The 15,552-nt window shown below is 69.1% G+C and carries 15 protein-coding genes; 6 read left to right on the forward strand and 9 right to left on the reverse strand.

Annotated features, from left to right (window positions below; translation table 11 throughout):
- Positions 1 to 10 precede the first annotated feature (10 nt).
- Complete coding sequence (locus AB0H76_RS32910; RefSeq protein ID WP_357330970.1) at positions 11 to 1,150, forward strand: winged helix DNA-binding domain-containing protein; 1,140 nt, start codon at positions 11 to 13, stop codon at positions 1,148 to 1,150.
- Positions 1,151 to 1,157: 7 nt separating this feature from the next.
- On the opposite strand, the gene AB0H76_RS32915 is transcribed toward AB0H76_RS32910, so the two are convergent.
- Complete coding sequence (locus tag AB0H76_RS32915; protein WP_357330971.1) at positions 1,158 to 1,910, reverse strand: TetR/AcrR family transcriptional regulator; 753 nt, start codon at positions 1,908 to 1,910, stop codon at positions 1,158 to 1,160.
- 93 nt (positions 1,911 to 2,003) lie between these two features.
- Between AB0H76_RS32915 and AB0H76_RS32920 the strand changes: the two genes are divergently transcribed.
- Positions 2,004 to 2,966 carry an ATP-binding cassette domain-containing protein gene (locus AB0H76_RS32920; RefSeq protein ID WP_357330972.1) on the forward strand — a complete coding sequence of 321 codons (963 nt, stop codon included), beginning with the start codon at positions 2,004 to 2,006 and terminating at the stop codon, positions 2,964 to 2,966.
- A complete protein-coding gene (locus tag AB0H76_RS32925; RefSeq protein ID WP_357330973.1) occupies positions 2,966 to 3,784 on the forward strand; it encodes an ABC transporter permease in 819 nt (272 codons plus the stop codon). The genes AB0H76_RS32920 and AB0H76_RS32925 overlap by 1 nt, the downstream gene beginning before the upstream one ends.
- 49 nt (positions 3,785 to 3,833) lie before the next feature.
- Here the strand turns inward: AB0H76_RS32925 and AB0H76_RS32930 are convergent, their stop codons facing one another.
- Positions 3,834 to 5,261 carry an MFS transporter gene (locus AB0H76_RS32930; protein ID WP_357330974.1) on the reverse strand — a complete coding sequence of 476 codons (1,428 nt, stop codon included), beginning with the start codon at positions 5,259 to 5,261 and terminating at the stop codon, positions 3,834 to 3,836.
- An 88-nt stretch (positions 5,262 to 5,349) separates the two neighbouring features.
- On the opposite strand from AB0H76_RS32930, the gene AB0H76_RS32935 reads away from it, so the two are divergent.
- A complete protein-coding gene (locus AB0H76_RS32935) occupies positions 5,350 to 5,820 on the forward strand; it encodes a helix-turn-helix domain-containing protein (protein ID WP_357330975.1) in 471 nt (156 codons plus the stop codon).
- A 23-nt stretch (positions 5,821 to 5,843) separates the two neighbouring features.
- Positions 5,844 to 6,239, forward strand: coding sequence for an NUDIX domain-containing protein (locus AB0H76_RS32940; protein ID WP_357330976.1), 396 nt, complete (start codon positions 5,844 to 5,846; stop codon positions 6,237 to 6,239).
- A gap of 75 nt (positions 6,240 to 6,314) precedes the next feature.
- Here AB0H76_RS32940 and AB0H76_RS32945 read toward each other — a convergent pair whose 3' ends face one another.
- The 4 genes from AB0H76_RS32945 to AB0H76_RS32960 are packed head-to-tail and all read right to left on the reverse strand — an operon-like array spanning position 6,315 to position 10,155.
- A complete protein-coding gene (locus AB0H76_RS32945) occupies positions 6,315 to 6,908 on the reverse strand; it encodes an ATP/GTP-binding protein (protein WP_357330977.1) in 594 nt (197 codons plus the stop codon).
- Positions 6,889 to 7,263 carry a DUF742 domain-containing protein gene (locus AB0H76_RS32950; protein ID WP_357330978.1) on the reverse strand — a complete coding sequence of 125 codons (375 nt, stop codon included), beginning with the start codon at positions 7,261 to 7,263 and terminating at the stop codon, positions 6,889 to 6,891. Before AB0H76_RS32950 ends, AB0H76_RS32945 begins: the two co-directional genes overlap by 20 nt.
- The gene (locus AB0H76_RS32955; protein ID WP_194813600.1) at positions 7,260 to 7,655 is read right to left on the reverse strand and encodes a roadblock/LC7 domain-containing protein; all 396 of its coding nucleotides are present in this window, start codon (positions 7,653 to 7,655) and stop codon (positions 7,260 to 7,262) included. The genes AB0H76_RS32950 and AB0H76_RS32955 overlap by 4 nt, the downstream gene beginning before the upstream one ends.
- Positions 7,633 to 10,155 carry a nitrate- and nitrite sensing domain-containing protein gene (locus AB0H76_RS32960; protein WP_357330979.1) on the reverse strand — a complete coding sequence of 841 codons (2,523 nt, stop codon included), beginning with the start codon at positions 10,153 to 10,155 and terminating at the stop codon, positions 7,633 to 7,635. Before AB0H76_RS32960 ends, AB0H76_RS32955 begins: the two co-directional genes overlap by 23 nt.
- 255 nt (positions 10,156 to 10,410) lie before the next feature.
- On the opposite strand from AB0H76_RS32960, the gene AB0H76_RS32965 reads away from it, so the two are divergent.
- Positions 10,411 to 11,964 carry a succinic semialdehyde dehydrogenase gene (locus tag AB0H76_RS32965; protein WP_357330980.1) on the forward strand — a complete coding sequence of 518 codons (1,554 nt, stop codon included), beginning with the start codon at positions 10,411 to 10,413 and terminating at the stop codon, positions 11,962 to 11,964.
- A 114-nt stretch (positions 11,965 to 12,078) separates the two neighbouring features.
- Here the strand turns inward: AB0H76_RS32965 and AB0H76_RS32970 are convergent, their stop codons facing one another.
- From AB0H76_RS32970 to AB0H76_RS32980, 3 genes are all read right to left on the reverse strand, one after another.
- Complete coding sequence (locus tag AB0H76_RS32970) at positions 12,079 to 12,483, reverse strand: DUF779 domain-containing protein (RefSeq protein ID WP_357330981.1); 405 nt, start codon at positions 12,481 to 12,483, stop codon at positions 12,079 to 12,081.
- A 20-nt stretch (positions 12,484 to 12,503) separates the two neighbouring features.
- On the reverse strand, positions 12,504 to 14,021 hold the full coding sequence (locus AB0H76_RS32975) for an aldehyde dehydrogenase family protein (protein WP_357330982.1): 1,518 nt from the start codon (positions 14,019 to 14,021) through the stop codon (positions 12,504 to 12,506).
- Between the two features lie 82 nt (positions 14,022 to 14,103).
- The gene (locus tag AB0H76_RS32980) at positions 14,104 to 15,339 is read right to left on the reverse strand and encodes a transcriptional regulator (RefSeq protein WP_357330983.1); all 1,236 of its coding nucleotides are present in this window, start codon (positions 15,337 to 15,339) and stop codon (positions 14,104 to 14,106) included.
- Between the last annotated feature and the right edge of the window lie 213 nt (positions 15,340 to 15,552).

A 15,552-nucleotide genomic window follows, 5' to 3' on the forward strand; every position in this document is an offset into this window, starting at 1 on the left:
AGGAGGAACAGTGCAGCTCACCTGGGATCAGGTGTTCACCTGGCGGCTGGCGCGCCACTACGTCTCCGAATCCGGCCCGGCGGTGCCCGCGATCGTCGAGCGGATCTGCGGAGTGCAGGCGCAGGTCGGTTCGGCCGCGGAAACCGCGGTGGCGTTGCGCAGCGCGAAACCCGAGCCGGGCGCGCTGACTCGGGAACTGGGCGCGGGCACCCTGCTCAAGACGTGGGCGATGCGCGGCACCCTGCATGCGCTCACCCCGCGGTCGGCCGCCGCGTTCCTGCCGCTGATGGCCGCCACCCGGGTCTGGGAGAAGGCCTCCTGGCAGAAGGTTTTCGGCGCGACACCCGCCGAGGTGGCGGCGCTGACCGAAGCGGTCCCGCAGGTGCTGGCCGATGGGCCGCTCACCCGCGAGGAACTGGTCGAGGCGCTGCTCGCGGACCAGGCTTTCCACAAGCTGGGGGAGGAGCTGAAGTCCGGCTGGGGCGCGCTGCTCAAGCCGCTGTCCTGGCAGGGCGCGCTGTGTCACGGTGCGGCGCAGGGCAATCGGATCACCTTCACCACGCCTGCCCAGCTGATCCCCGGCTGGACCGACTTGCCCACAGCCGAGGAGGCGGGCCCGGTCGCGGTCGCGGCCTACCTGGCGGCCTACGGCCCGGCCACTCCGGAGACCTTCGACGCCTGGCTCAGTCGCGGCAACAACCGCAAACCCGCGGTGCGCGCCTGGTTTTCGGCCCTGGGTGACGCGCTCACCGAGGTCGAGATCGAGGGCGTGCGGGCCTACCTCCGCACCGAGGACGTAGACGAGCTGGCCGCCGCCACACCGCGCGAGTCGGTGCATCTGCTGGGCGCCTTCGACCAGTACGTGCTCGGCCCGGGCACCAAGGACACCGAATTACTCCCTGCCGCCCATCGTTCCGAGGTCAGCAAGAAGGCCGGCTGGATCGCCCCGATCGTCGTGGTCGACGGCCGCATCGCGGGCACCTGGGAACTCGACGGCCCCGACCTTTCCGTCGCGCTGTTCGACGGCGCGAAACTCCCCGCGAAGCGGCTCGACCCCGCGGTGGCCCGGGTAGCCGCTGCCCTCGGCCTCGACGCGGTGAAAGTCCGCAGCGCACAGACTCGACCACCGTCGATACCGTCGACCGGGTAACCGGCCGTCAGGCCGGGCGGTTGCGCTGCTCGACCAGTACCTCGAAACCGTCCAGGATCCGCTGCAATCCGAAGCCGAAGTGGTCGAAGCTCTGGTCGAAGGCGTCTTCGGAGAGCGACGCCATCAGGGGGTAGCGGCCTGAGCTCAGGGCGCGTTCCAATGTCGGGGTCTGCGCCGCCCAGAATTCGGCGTCGGTGAGGCCGGTGGTGCGTTCGGCCTCGGCGGCGTAGAGCTGGGTGCGGGCGGTGCCGGTCACATAGCCGTCCAGGGTGACGATCACGGCGATCAGTTCGGCATCGGTGAGACCCATCGATTTGATCTGCCCGACAATCAGTTCCATGCCGAGGACCGCGGCCGGCCCCATCACGGGCCGGCTCTGGTTGACCTGGAGCAGCCACGGGTGCCGCTGGTAGAGCGCGAGGGAGTTGTAGGCGACGCGCTCGAGGGCGACCCGCCAGCCGGGTGCGCCCTCGTCGATCGGGGCGGGCTGCTGCACCCGGTCCAGCATGAGGTCGAGCAGTTCGCCCTTGCCTGGCAGATAGCGGTAGAGCGTCATGGTGCCGATGCCGAGTTCGGTGGCGACCCGGCGCATGGTGACCGCGTCCAGCCCTTCGGTGTCGGCGACGCGCACCGCGCCCTCGACGATCCGATCCAGGGTGAGTCCGGGTTTCGGGCCCCGGCTGGGCCGGGGTCCGGTGTCCCACAGCAGGTCTAGGGTGCGCGCGATATCTCCGCTTCCGCTGGCGTCCGTGCTGCTCATAAGGGTCAGCCTAACCGAATCGAAATTAACTGGGTACGTTGTACCCATAATAGGGTACGATGTACCCAGTTAGTTCGATTCGGGAGGATCAGGGTGCACGAATACGCGGTGCGGGCCGAAGGGTTGCGCAAGAAATACGGGGACAAGAACGCTTTGGCCGGGTTCGATCTAGCGGTGCGCCGGGGCACCGTGCACGGTTTGCTGGGGCCCAACGGCGCGGGCAAAACGACAGCGGTGCGCATTCTTTCGACGCTGGTGCGCCTGGACGGCGGGCAGGCCACCGTCGCCGGGCTCGACGTGGCGGCCGAGCCGCGCGCGGTGCGCGCCCGCATCGGCCTCACGGGCCAGTACGCGGCCGTCGACGAGGTGCTCACCGGGCGGCAGAACCTCGAAATGTTCGGCAGGCTCTTCCATCTGGGCGGTCGCCGTGCCGAGCGGCGGGCCGTCGAACTGCTCGACCGCTTCGAGCTCACCGACGCGGCCGACAAGGGTGTCGGCAAATACAGCGGCGGCATGCGCCGCCGGCTGGATCTGGCCGCGTCGATGATCCTGGCGCCGGAGGTGCTCTTCCTCGACGAGCCCACCACCGGCTTGGATCCGCGCAGCCGCGGCGAGGTGTGGGAATCGGTGCGCGCCTTGGTCGCCGACGGCACCACGGTCCTGCTCACCACGCAATACCTGGAGGAGGCCGACAAGCTGGCCTCCCACATCACGGTGATCGATCAGGGTCGCTCCATCGCCGACGACACCCCCGACGGCCTGAAGAACACCGTCGGCGGTGACCGGATCGAGGTGGTCGCCGCCGAGGTCGCCGACCTGCCCGCGGTCGCCAAAGTCGTGGCGCGCGTGTGCGACGGCGAACCCAGCACCGACGATCTCGAGCGCCGGGTGCACGCGCCGGTCACCGATCGCGTCGCCGCGCTCACCGAGGTGGCGCGCACCCTGCAGGACGAGGGCATCGCCGTCGAGGACATCGGCCTGCGCCGTCCCAGCCTCGACGATGTGTTCCTGCAGCTCACCGGGCACCGCACCGAGACCACCGAGGAGGCCGCGTGATGAGCGCCATCGAAACCCTGCCGAACCGCTCCCGCGCCTTCTGGGCGGTGGCCGACTGCTGGAATGTGGTGCGGCGCGGGCTGACCCACTATCAGCGCCAGCCGGTCAACATCGCCTGGCAGCTCGGCTTCCCGATTCTGTCGGTGCTGCTCTACGGCTATGTCTTCGGCAGCGCGATGACGGTGCCCGGCGGCGGCGACTACCGGGACTTCCTGATGCCCGGCATGTTCGCGATGACGATGGCGTTCGGGTTCATCAACACGGCCACGCTGGTCGTCTACGACGCCACCAACGGGGTGATCGACCGGTTCCGCTCGATGCCGATGGCCCCGTCCGCGGTGGTCTCCGGGCGCGGCGTCACCGATCTGCTGCTGGCCTGCGCCGAGCTGACCATCCTCATGCTCACCGCGCTGGCCATCGGGTGGCGGCCGGACGGCGGAATCCTGGGCGCGCTGGCCGCTTTCGCGCTGCTGCTGTGGCTGCGGTTCGCGCTGATCTGGGTGGGCGTGTGGCTCGGCCTGCTGGTGCCGAACCCGGAGGCGGCGGGCGGGCTGTTCGCGGTCGCGTTCCCGCTGACGATGATCTCGAGCATCTTCGTCGCCCCGCAGCTGATGCCGTCCTGGCTGGGCGCGATCGCGGCCTGGAATCCGATCTCCTCGACGGTCGCGGCCAGCCGTGAACTGTTCGGGACCCCGGTCGGCGCCGGTGATTCCTGGATCGAACAGCACGCGCTGCTGATGGGCGTGATCTGGCCCTTGGTCCTCACCGCGATCTTCCTGCCGCTGGCGGTCCGCCGGTTCCAGCGCCTGAGCCGCTGAGCGAACCCCGGGCGCCCGGTCTGATCACAGGCCGGGCGCCCGGGGCGGATCAGGCGCGGACGGCCTGCGCCGCCGGGGCGGTGGTGCTCACCGGACCGGGCAACCGCGCGGCCAACCCGACGAGTCCGGCCAGAATCGCGACACCCGCGACAACCCACCAGCCGCGCTGGAAGGCCTCGAGCGTGCCCTGCGGATCGGCGGGGGAGCCCAGCGCGACGACGAAGATCGCCACGCCGATCGCCAAACCGATCTGGCGCGACATGCTCAACACCGCGGAGCCGGTGGCGAAGCGCTGCGGCGGCAGCCCGCCGGTGCCGGCCGCGAACGAGGTGGGCAGCGTGAGCCCGACACCGAGACCGGTCAGCAGCATGCCGACGAGCCCGCCGGTCGCGTAGTTCGGCGTCAGGTCCAGCGCCACCGCCCACCAGATCAGGCCGGCCGCGAAAGTGATTCCGCCGGCGGCGATCACCGGCCCGGGACCGACCCGCGCGATGAGCTTGCCCGCGAGCACCGCGACGATCGGCACGATCAGCGGACCGGGCGCGATAGCCAGACCGGACCGCAGCGCCGACCACTCCCAGACCTGCTGGGACCACAGCACGAACGAGAGCAGCATCGCGCCGAAGGCCATATTGAACAGCACCCCGTTGCCCACCATCAGCGCGAAATTCGGAATGCGCAGCAGCGCGGGATCGACCACCGGGCTGGGATGGCGCGCCGAGGAGAACGCGAAGCCCACGCCCGCGGCCAGCGCCACCGCGAACGAGCCCAGCACGGCGGCCGAGGACCAGCCCCAGTCCGAGCCCTTCACCAGCGCCAGCACGAACGCCCCGATACCGCCCGCGAGCAGCAGCGCACCGGCCAGATCCGGGAATCTACCGCCGCCACCGGCGGGATTCGGCAGCTTGCGCAGGCCGATCACGAGCGCGGCCAGGCCGATCGGGACGTTCACCAGAAACACCCAGCGCCAGCCGAATTCGACGAGCACGCCGCCCAGTACCGGCCCGAGCGCCGCGCCGAGTCCACCGAAGGCGACCCACAGCCGCACCGCCATCGCCCGGCGCTCGGGCGGCGTCGCGGCCAGCACCAGGCCCAGCGAGGTCGGCGTCAGGATCGCCGCGCCGATCGCCTGGAGCACCCGGAAACTCACCAGCGAGCCGACGTCCCAGGCGGTGGCGCACAGGGCGGAGCCGAGCACGAACACTCCGAGCCCGATCAGGAACGCGGTGCGGATGCCGCCGCGGTCGCCGAGCCGGCCCGCAGGTACCAGCAGCGCGGCGAACACGATCGCGTAGGCGTTGAGCACCCAGGACAGTCCGGCGAGATCGGCGCCGCCGAAGTCCGCGGCCAGGTCCGGCAGCGCCACGTTGACGATGAACAGGTCCAGGCTCGACAGCAGCACACCGATCGAGACGATGGCGAGCACGAGCCGGTGATCGACGGCGGGCCGATCCGTCGGTGCGACAGGAACATTCACGACTGCGCTCCGCTCCACATAGTGAGTTGCATCATGAAACTCACCATAGGTCAGTGAGTTCTTTGAAGCAACCGACTAGGCTGGTGCGATGCGAAGGATGAGCTTCGAGGACATGAACTGTTCCGTGGCGCAATGCCTGGAAGTGGTCGGCGAGTGGTGGACGCTGCTCATCGTGCGGGACGCGCTGTTCGGGGTCACCCGCTTCGACGACTTCCGCAACCGCCTCGGCATCGCGCGCAATGTGCTCACCCAGCGGCTGGAACACCTGGTCGCGCACGGCGTCCTGACTCGGGAGCCCTACCAGCAGAACCCCGTCCGCTACGACTACCGCCTCACCGCGAAGGGCTACGCGCTCTGGTCGGTCGTCAACGCCATGCGCCAGTGGGGCGACGAATACGCGGCCCCGGACGGGCCCCCGCTGCGGGTGGTGCACGAGAAATGCGGCCACGTCACCACGGTCGAGCCGCACTGCGACAGCTGCGGCGCCCGGGTGCACAGCCGCGACCTGCGCACGGTCTACGGCCCCGGCGCTCGCGACCACACCCTGCTGCCGGGCTGACCCGGCCGCGTTAGGCTGCCGCGGTGGCGGAGCAGCGGCTGATCGATACGGTGGCGTGGGTGCGGATCGAGGACGGGCGGATCCTGTGCGCGCGCCCGCACGGCAAGGACGTCTTCTATATCCCCGGCGGCAAACGGGAAGGCGCCGAGACCGATCTGCAGACGCTGCTGCGCGAGATCGAGGAGGAGCTCACCGTGGCGCTGCTGCCCGAGACGGTGGCCCACGTCGGCACCTACGAGGCGGCCGACAACGGCCTGCTGGTCCGGATGAGTTGCTACACCGCCGAATACCGCGGCACCCTGACCGCGAGCAGCGAGATCGACGCGCTCGCCTGGTTCGGCTACGCCGACCGCGAGCTGGTGCCGCCGGTGGACCAGCTGCTGTTCGACGACCTGTCGGCCGCCGGGCAGCTGAGCTGAGCAACCGACTCGGCCCCGCCTCGAGCGAATCGAAGCGGGGCCGTATCGGCCCGGCGCGCGAGCGCGCCTGGCAAATTAGCTGGGAACCGGTGCGCGACCGGCCAATTCGATCAGGTGCTCCATCAGGACCAGCAGCGCGTTCTTGCACGAGTCCCGGCTGCGCGCGTCGCACAGCAGCACGGGGGTGTGCGGGTCCAGATCGAGCGCGTCGCGTACCTCGTCCACGGTGTAGCGGGGTGCCTCGTCGAAACAGTTCACCCCGACCATGAACGGCACGCCACGCCGCTCGAAATAGTCTACGGCGGCAAAGGAATTGCTCAGCCGCCGGGTATCGGCGAGCACCACCGCGCCCAGCGCGCCACGGGACAGTTCGTCCCACAGGAACCAGAACCGGTCCTGGCCGGGCGTGCCGAACAGGTAGAGCACCAGATCCTGGTCGATGGTGATACGCCCGAAGTCCAGCGCCACCGTCGTGGTGTGCTTCTGCTCGACGCCGGACAGATCGTCGACCCCGCTGGACACCTCGGTGATCAGCTCTTCGGTGCGCAGCGGAGTGATCTCACTGATCGCCGACACCATCGTGGTCTTGCCGACGCCGAAGCCGCCGGCGATGAGGATCTTCACCGACGCCGCCAGCCGGGGCGCGTTGTCAAAGTTTTCGGATGCCATCCAGAACCGCTCGCAATACGTTGAGATCGCCGGGACCGGTCTCCGGTTGCACCGGTGACCGGAAGATCAGATGTCCCTCGCCGATCAAATCTCCAACAAGGATCTTGGTCACTGCTAAGGGAAGTTTCAAGTTGGCAGATACTTCTGCCACCGCGTGGGGAACCTTGCACAGGTGGATGATTCGGGCGTACTCCGGTTCGATCCGGCGCAGTGTCGGCGCCGGATCGGTGATGACTACCACCGTGAGTATGTCCAGATCATGTCCCGCCCCCATGGTCCGGCCACGCGTGAGCGCGTACGGCCGGACCAACGGTCCGGCCGCCTCGTCGAACCAGGGTTCCCCCCTGCGTGTCATGGCAGGCGCGCAGGGGTGGACAAATAGTTGCCGACGCGTTGGACAGTGACATTCATTTCGTAGGCCACCATGCCGAGATTGGCGGTCTCCGAAGCCTGTAGTGCCAGACAGGCATTGGTGCCCGCGGAGGTGACGAACAGGACCGCGCGGTCCAGCTCGATCACCGCCTGCCGGACGCCGCCGCCGTCGAAGCGGGCCCCCGCGCTGCGGGCCAGCCCGTACAGCGTGGAGGACATGGCGGCGAAATGTTCGGCGTCTTCGCGGCTCATGGCGGTGGAGCGACCGAGCAGCAGGCCGTCGGTGGACAACACCACCGCGTGCCGAACCCCTGCCAGCCGGTCCACCAGATCATCCAATAGCCAGTTCAGATCACCGGTTTGGGGAGCGGTCACCGTAGCCTTCCTCATCTTTAGAATTGGACACTGTCTGTTGACCGGCGGGGTGGGCGCGCCGCCCCTGCCGGGTTCCGTTCTCGATCGCGGACATCAGGTCGCGGGCCTGCTCGGCCGAGCGCGCGCGTTCCACCAGCGGGGTGGGCGCGGTCGCGGGCGGCGGATCCTGGGCCAGCTGCGGCGCCAGGTTGGCCTGGCGGCTGCGCCGGGGCAGCAGCGGGCGGCCGTCCGGGCCGACACCGGTCTCCGAGCGCGGCGGCAGGCCGAGCGAGGTGTCCGTGCGCGGCCCCGCGCTCTGCGCGGCGTCGACATGCGGCGGCAGGCCGAGCGAGGAGGTCATCCGGGGCGGTTCCACCGCGGGCGGGCTGAAGGCCGGCGGCGACTGGTAGGACGGGGCCGGGTTGTAGGCCGGGGGCGCGGCCGGCGGCGCGGTCAGCACGGCCGTCGACTCCGATTCCAGCGCCCGCACGGGCGCCGCCTCGGGCAGCGATTCACCGGCGAACTGCACCGACTGCCGGTACCGGCGCCCCGGTTCGGGCAGCGTCGACTCCGGAAGCGGGACATGGGAATCCGGGGCCAGGATGGCCGAGGGGATCAGCACGATGGCACGGATGCCGCCGTAGTCGGAGTCGGACAGGCGCACCGAGACACCGTGGCGGGCGGCCAGCTGGGCGACCACGAACAGGCCGAGGCGGGAGTCCACCGACAGCGCGGCGACACCGAAATCCGGTGGGTTGCGCAGCATCTCGTTGACGCGCGCGAGCTCGCCCTCCGGCATGCCCATGCCCTGGTCGGTGATCTCGACGACCAGGCCCTTGCCGACCACGTTGCCGAACGCCTCGACCCGCGACTGCGGCGGGGAGAAGGAGGTCGCGTTGTCCACCAGCTCGGCGAGCAGGTGGATGAGGTCGGCCACGACCGAGCCCATGATGTGCGCCTCGGGCAGGCGCGAGACGCGCACCCGGGCGTAGTCGACGGTCTCGCCGACCGCGGAGCGCACCAGGTCGATCAGCGGCACCGGGCTGCGCCACTGGCGTCCCGGCTGGCCGCCGCCCAGAATGATCAGGTTCTCGGCGTTGCGGCGTTCGCGGGTGGCCAGGTGGTCCAGGCGGAACAGGGTTTCCAGCAGGGCCGGATCCTCCTGCCGGTTCTCGGCCTCGTCCAGGATCTCGAGCTGGCGGTGCACCACGATCTGGCTGCGGTGCGCGATGTTGAGGAACACCGCCTGCACGCCCTCACGGGTGCGGGCCTCGTTGATCGCGCCGTTCACCGCGGCGGCGTGTGCCTGCTCGAAAGCCTTTGCCACCTGGCCGATCTCGTCGCCGCCGAAGTCCAGGTTCGCCGATTCCGCCGCCGGATCGACCTTTTCGCCGGCCCGCAGGCGCGACATCAGCTCCGGGAGCCGGTCGTTGGCCAGGGCCAGGGTCTCCCCGCGCAGCAGCTTGAGCCGGCGGATGATCCGGTTCGCCAAGACCAGGGCGATGAGGAAGACGATGATACTGACCAGCACCACCGCCGCGCCGCCGTAGGCCGAGCGGGCCTCGTTGCTCTTGCCGAGCTCGCGGGCCTTTCCGTGCGCGTGTGTGTTCTGCGCGATCCAGAGTTGGGTCAGCGCTGTGCCCACCTGCGACGCGGAATCGGCCCATTCCTGCTGGCTCAGCGGCAAGGCGACCTCGGTCTTGCGGGCGTTCGGTGACCCGCTGCGCAGGGCCTCCGCGGTGAAGTACTGTGAGATCGCGGTTTCCATGCTGGACAGCCGCTGCCAGGCGGTGCTGTTGATGATGGCGTTCGCCGCGGCCACCTGGTCGGCTTCGAGGTCGGAGGACAGGAAGCTGAGCTCGGTGCGGTAGAACCCGACCTGCCGGCTGAACTCCTCGAGCGGGATCAGCGGGCCGCTCTCGGACCGGAAGTTGGCGGCGGCAATGGCGTAGCTGCGCGCCATGGCCTCGTTGGCGAACAGGATGCGGACGGCCTCGGTCAGTTCCATGGCGGTCTCGGGATCGGGCGCGGTCTCCTGGGCGATCTGCGCTCCGAGGCTGATGACATCGACCAGCCTGTTGTAGAAGCCGTAGGTCTCGAGCGGGGGCAGCATGCCGACGTCGATGGCACCGCGCGCCTGGGCGACCGCGGCGTTGAGCTGGCCGGAGTCCTCGATGGAGTTCTCGAAACGGGCCGGATCGATCTTGACCAGGCCGGTGGACACCTCGACCACCTGCCGCATGGCGTTGTCCAGACGGGTCCGAGCGGCGGTGATGGCAGGCCCGACCGAGGCGTCGCCTGCCATCCGTTGCAGCGTGAGGTGCCTTTCGAGCTGAATGCCCGCCATCATCTCGGCACTGGGTTCGATCACGCGCGACATCTCGGTCGCCCAAATCTTGGCGTAGTTGCCTTGTTTAACCAGGTATCCGGCAGCGCCGACGCCGACCACGAGCAGAGTCAAACTCGGGATGAGCGCGATCGCCAGAATCCGGGCGCGGACGCCGAGCCTCGCTCTGAACATTGGGACAACGTAATGCAGTCAAACCGGCATAAGGGATTCGGATTCCGGTGAGCGGGACCCGATTTGACAAACGACCTCCCGGCTGATCCTGAAAGCCCCGGTTTGCCATTTTGCACCGAGCTTTGTTCTGCCACATCGTGATTCGTCACAACAGATAATCCGGATGGGCGACCCGCCGCCGCGGGGTGTTCCGGCGTGGCGCTGGGCAGCGTAGATTGTGTGTACCCGCCAGTAACTACAAAATGAGGAGCGACGATGCCCGCGCCTGATGCCGGAGTCTTCGAGCGACTGAGCACGCTCGCGGCGATCGATGATCCCGCGGCCCGATCCAGCAAGACGATCGCCGAGACATTCACCGGCAAGGAGCTGGGCAGCGTGCCGGTCGGCACCGCCGAGGACGTCGTGGCGGCCTTCGACAAGGCCCGCAAGGCGCAGGCCCGCTGGGCCGCGGTCGCGCCCGCCGAGCGCGCGGCCGTGCTGACCCGCTACCGCGACCTGGTGGTGGAGAACCGCGAGTTCCTGATGGACGTGGTGCAGGCCGAGACCGGCAAGGCCCGCTGGGCGGCGCAGGAAGAAGTGATGGGCCTGATGTTCGCGGCCCGCTACTTCGCCAAGGCGGCGCCCAAGCTGCTGTCCGCGCAGTCGGTGCCGGGCGCGTTCCCGGTGCTCAACCGCGCCGCGGTGACCCCGCAGCCCAAGGGTGTCGTCGGCGTCATCGCGCCGTGGAACTACCCGATGCTGCTCTCCATCGGCGACTCCATCCCGGCCCTGCTGGCCGGCAACGCCGTCGTGGTCAAGCCGGACAGTCAGACCCCGTACTCGGCGCTGGCCAACGCCGAACTGCTCTACCGGGCCGGCCTGCCGCGCGACCTGCTCGCCGTGGTCACCGGCCCCGGCACCGTGGTCGGCACGGCTATCGTCGACCGCTGCGACTACCTGATGTTCACCGGCTCCTCGGCGACCGGCCGCACGCTGGCCCAGCAGTGCGGCGCCCGGCTGATCGGCTTCTCGGCCGAACTGGGCGGCAAGAACCCGATGATCGTCACCGCCGGCGCGAATCTGGCCAAGGCCGCCAAGGCCGCGGTGCGCGCCTGCTTCTCCAACGCCGGTCAGCTGTGTATCTCGATCGAGCGGCTCTATGTCGAGCAGTCGGTGGCCGCGGAGTTCACCGAGAAGTTCGTCGCCGCCGTCCAGGCCGCCAAGCTCGGCGCCACCTACGACTACTCCACCGATATCGGCAGCCTCATCTCGGTCGCGCAGCTGGAGACGGTGGCCAAGCACGTCGCCGACGCCACCGCCAAGGGCGCGGAGGTGCTGGCCGGCGGCAAGGCCCGCCCGGATCTGGGCCCGCTGTTCTTCGAGCCGACCGTGCTGTCCAAGGTCACCGACGAGATGACCTGCGGCCGCGAGGAGACCTTCGGCCCGCTGGTGTCGATCTACCCGGTGGCCGACGTCGAAGAGGCGATCCGGCTGGCCAACGACACCGAGTACGGCCTCAACGCCAGCGTGTGGGCGGCGAGCAAGTCCGAGGGCGAGAAGATCGCCCAGCGCCTGCACGCGGGCACCGTGTGCGTCGACGAGGGCTACGCCCCGGCCTGGGGCACCACGGGCGCGCCGATGGGTGGCATGGGCATCTCGGGCGTCGGGCGCCGGCACGGCCCTGACGGCCTGCTGAAGTTCACCGAGTCGCAGACGGTCGTGGTCACCCGGTTCCTGAACCTGGATGCCCCGCCGCTGGTTCCGCAGGACAAGTGGCAGCCGTTCCTGATGGCGGTGGCGCGGGTCATCCGCTTCCTGCCCGGCCGCTGAACCCACCGCGGGCCGGCCGACTCGGTCTGCGGCGAGTCGGCCGGCGCGGCAGGTAATGCACCGGTGCGAGGTTGCCAAGGGCCTCGCACCCGGTCATCACCGGGTATTGGGGGATCAGGTGAGTTCGTCGGCGCCGGTGCGCGGCGGCGGCAGGGCCGCGAGGGTGGACAGTTCGACCTCGGTCAGCAGCCGGGACCGGATCAGGAACCGCACGCCGTCGGGCGCCTCCAGCGAGAACCCGCTGCCGCGCCCCTCGACCACGTCGACCGTCAGGTGCGTGTGCTTCCAGAGCTCGTACTGGTCACCGCTCATCCAGAACTCGGTGTGCCAGGCCAGATGACCGAGCAGCACGTCCGCGCCGCCGACATGGAACTCCCGCGCCGGGAAGCACATCGGCGAACTGCCGTCGCAGCAGCCGCCGGACTGGTGGAACAGCACCGGCCCGTGCTGTTCGATCAGGCGGCGCAAGACGATTCGTGCGGCGTCGGTCATCCCGACCCGGTGGACCCTGCTGTGCATTTGGCGTATCCGGTTCTGCATCAGAAGAACCCGAGTTTGGCCGGGGAATAGCTGACGAGCAGGTTCTTGGTCTGCTGGTAGTGCTCGAGCATCATCTTGTGGTTCTCCCGTCCTATTCCGGACTTCTTGTATCCACCGAAAGCCGCGTGTGCCGGGTAAGCGTGGTAGCAGTTGGTCCACACTCGGCCCGCCTTGATCGCGCGGCCCATCCGGTAGGCGGTGTTCCCGTCCCGCGTCCACACGCCCGCGCCCAGCCCGTAGAGGGTGTCGTTGGCGATCCGGACCGCTTCCGCCGTGGTGTCGAAGCGGGTGACCGCCACCACCGGTCCGAATATCTCCTCCTGGAAGATGCGCATCGAATTGCTGCCCTCGAAGATGGTCGGCTGGATGTAATAGCCGCCGGGCAGCCCTTCGACCTTGCGTGCTTCCCCTCCGGTGAGCACGCGTGCGCCTTCCTGGCGGCCGATGTCGATGTAGGACAGGATCTTCTCGTACTGGTCGTTGCTGGCCTGCGCGCCGATCATGGTGGCGTCGTCGAGCGGATTACCGCCGACGATGGCCCGGGTGCGCTCGATGCAACGTTCCAGGAACTCGTCGTAGATGGAGCTGTGGACCAGGGCGCGCGACGGGCAGGTGCACACCTCGCCCTGGTTCAGCGCGAACATCACGAAACCCTCGACGGCCTTGTCCAGGAACTCGTCGTCGGCGGCCATGACATCGGGCAGGAAGATGTTGGGGCTCTTGCCGCCCAGCTCCAGGCTGACCGGGATGATGTTCTCGCTGGCGTACTGCAGGATCAGCCGGCCGGTGGTGGTCTCGCCGGTGAACGCGATCTTGGCGACCCGCGGGCTCGACGCCAGGGGTTTGCCCGCCTCCACGCCGAACCCGTTGACCACGTTCAGAACGCCCGGCGGCAACAGGTCGGCGATCAATTCCACCACGAGCAGAATCGAGGCCGGTGTCTGCTCGGCCGGCTTGAGCACGACGCAGTTGCCCGCGGCCAGCGCGGGCGCCAGCTTCCAGGCGGCCATCAGGATCGGGAAGTTCCACGGGATGATCTGGCCGACCACGCCGAGCGGCTCGTGGAAGTGGTAGGCGATGGTGTCCCCGTCGATCTCGGCGACGCTGCCCTCCTGGGCGCGCAGCGCTCCGGCGAAGTACCGGAAGTGATCGACCGCCAAAGGTAGGTCCGCGGCGAGGGTTTCGCGCACCGGCTTGCCGTTGTCCCAGCTTTCGGCGACCGCGAGCGGCTCCAGGCTGTTCTCGATCCGGTCTGCGATCTTGTTGAGGATGTTCGCGCGCTCGGTGGGCGAGGTGGCCGCCCAGCCGTCGGCCGCCAGGTGCGCGGCCTCCAGTGCCATATCTATATCCGCGGCGGTGGAACGCGCTACCGCGCAGAAGGTCTCGCCGTCCACCGGGGAGGGATTGTCGAAGTAACGGCCCTCGATCGGGGGCGCCCAGTCGCCCCCGATGAAGTTGTCGTATCGCGCGGCGTATCCGACAATCGCGTTGTCGGACCCCGGCTTGGCGTAAATCATGGCGCTCGCTCCTCACGACTGTTCACATCGTGCGGCTCACTATTACGCGCAAAGGTTGGAGCGAGGTTGGTGCGCCGGAACCTCAGCGCCGCATCGCGGTGTGCAGGCGGGCGTTGACCACGGCCCGGCGCACGTCGTCGCCCGGCAGCAGCCGCAGGGCGTGCTCGTGGATTTCGAGGTCGTCGGGCACCCGCTCACCGAAGGACACCGCGTGCTCGGGGCGGTCGCTGGCCAGCACCGCGCTGCGCACTCCGACATCGAGGTGATCGCGCCACTCCAGCACGCCCGGGGTATCGGAACCGGGCAGCAGCGGGCCGCGGTAGAGCCACACCGCCGCGCCGGTGTCACCGGACTGGATGGCCGAGAGCAGGTCCACCGCGTCGCAGGACAGCGGCCCGGTCAGGGTGTAGCGGCGGTTGGCGATCTCCCCGCCGGTGGCCCGGCGCAGGTGCGAGACATCGGCTTTGAGCGTGCTGGAGGACACCGGGCGGTCGCCGTAGACGGCGGTGTGCAACTGATCCGGGGTGTAGCCGTCGGGTTCGAGCGCGAGCAGCGCCAGGATCTCCAGCTGGCGCGGCGGCAGCGGCACCGGGCGGCCGTCGCGCAGCAGGCGCGCGGTGCCCAGGCATTCCAGGCGCACACCGGTCCGCGGCCCGGGATCGTTGGCCCGCAAGATGGTTTCGGCCGCGGTGACCAGCGCCCGCACCGAGGACATGACGGCCGGATGCGACCGTTCCCAGCGGCTGGACAGGTCGAGCACGCCGAGCTTGCGGCCGTCGGGCCCGTGGATCGGCGCCGAGTAGCAGACCCAGCCGTGCAGCGCGGCGACCAGGTGCTCGGCGGCGAAAACGGTGACCGGGCTGTCGGTTTGCAGGGCCAGCGACAGACCGTTGGTGCCCATATGGCTTTCGTCCCAGCAGCCGCCGGGTGCGAAGTTCACCGATTCACCCTGCCGGCGGATGGTGCGATCGCCGCAGGTCCACACGATGGTGCCGTCGTTGTCGGTGACCGCCGCGACGTATCCGGCGTCCTTACTGATACTCCGCAACTGCTCGGCGAGCTGGGTGACGGGTGCGCGCAACGGCGATTCGGCCCAGCGGTCGTCGGCGTCGTCGAGGCCCGGCGCGACGGTGCGCGACGGGTCCACGGTGTGCAGCGAGCGTTGCCAGGACTGCGCGACCTCGTTGCGTAGCAACGGCGTTCGCGGCGTCAGCTGGGCACCGGTCGTCGGGGACGTGGCCCACCTGGACCATTCCTTTTCCAGTTCTGCCCGCTGCTGGGTCAGAGTGCGGAACAGGGCCACCTCGTCAAACCTCATCGTCGGAAGGATCGAGCGACTCACATTCGTGCTCACATCATGGCGTATGCATGCCCGCCACGCCCGGCTTTCCTTGGCGGGTCACCACTCCGGGGTGTCACGAGGTACCCGCATCCGCTTCTAGTAAACATACGGCTATTCTTTGCCAGCGCTAGCGATCCCGCGCACCACAGCTCGTCAGCTCGATTCACCTCTCGTGCACATTCGAACGCA

Origin of the sequence: Nocardia sp. NPDC050712, from assembly GCF_040654295.1 — a bacterium.
GTDB lineage: Bacteria > Actinomycetota > Actinomycetes > Mycobacteriales > Mycobacteriaceae > Nocardia.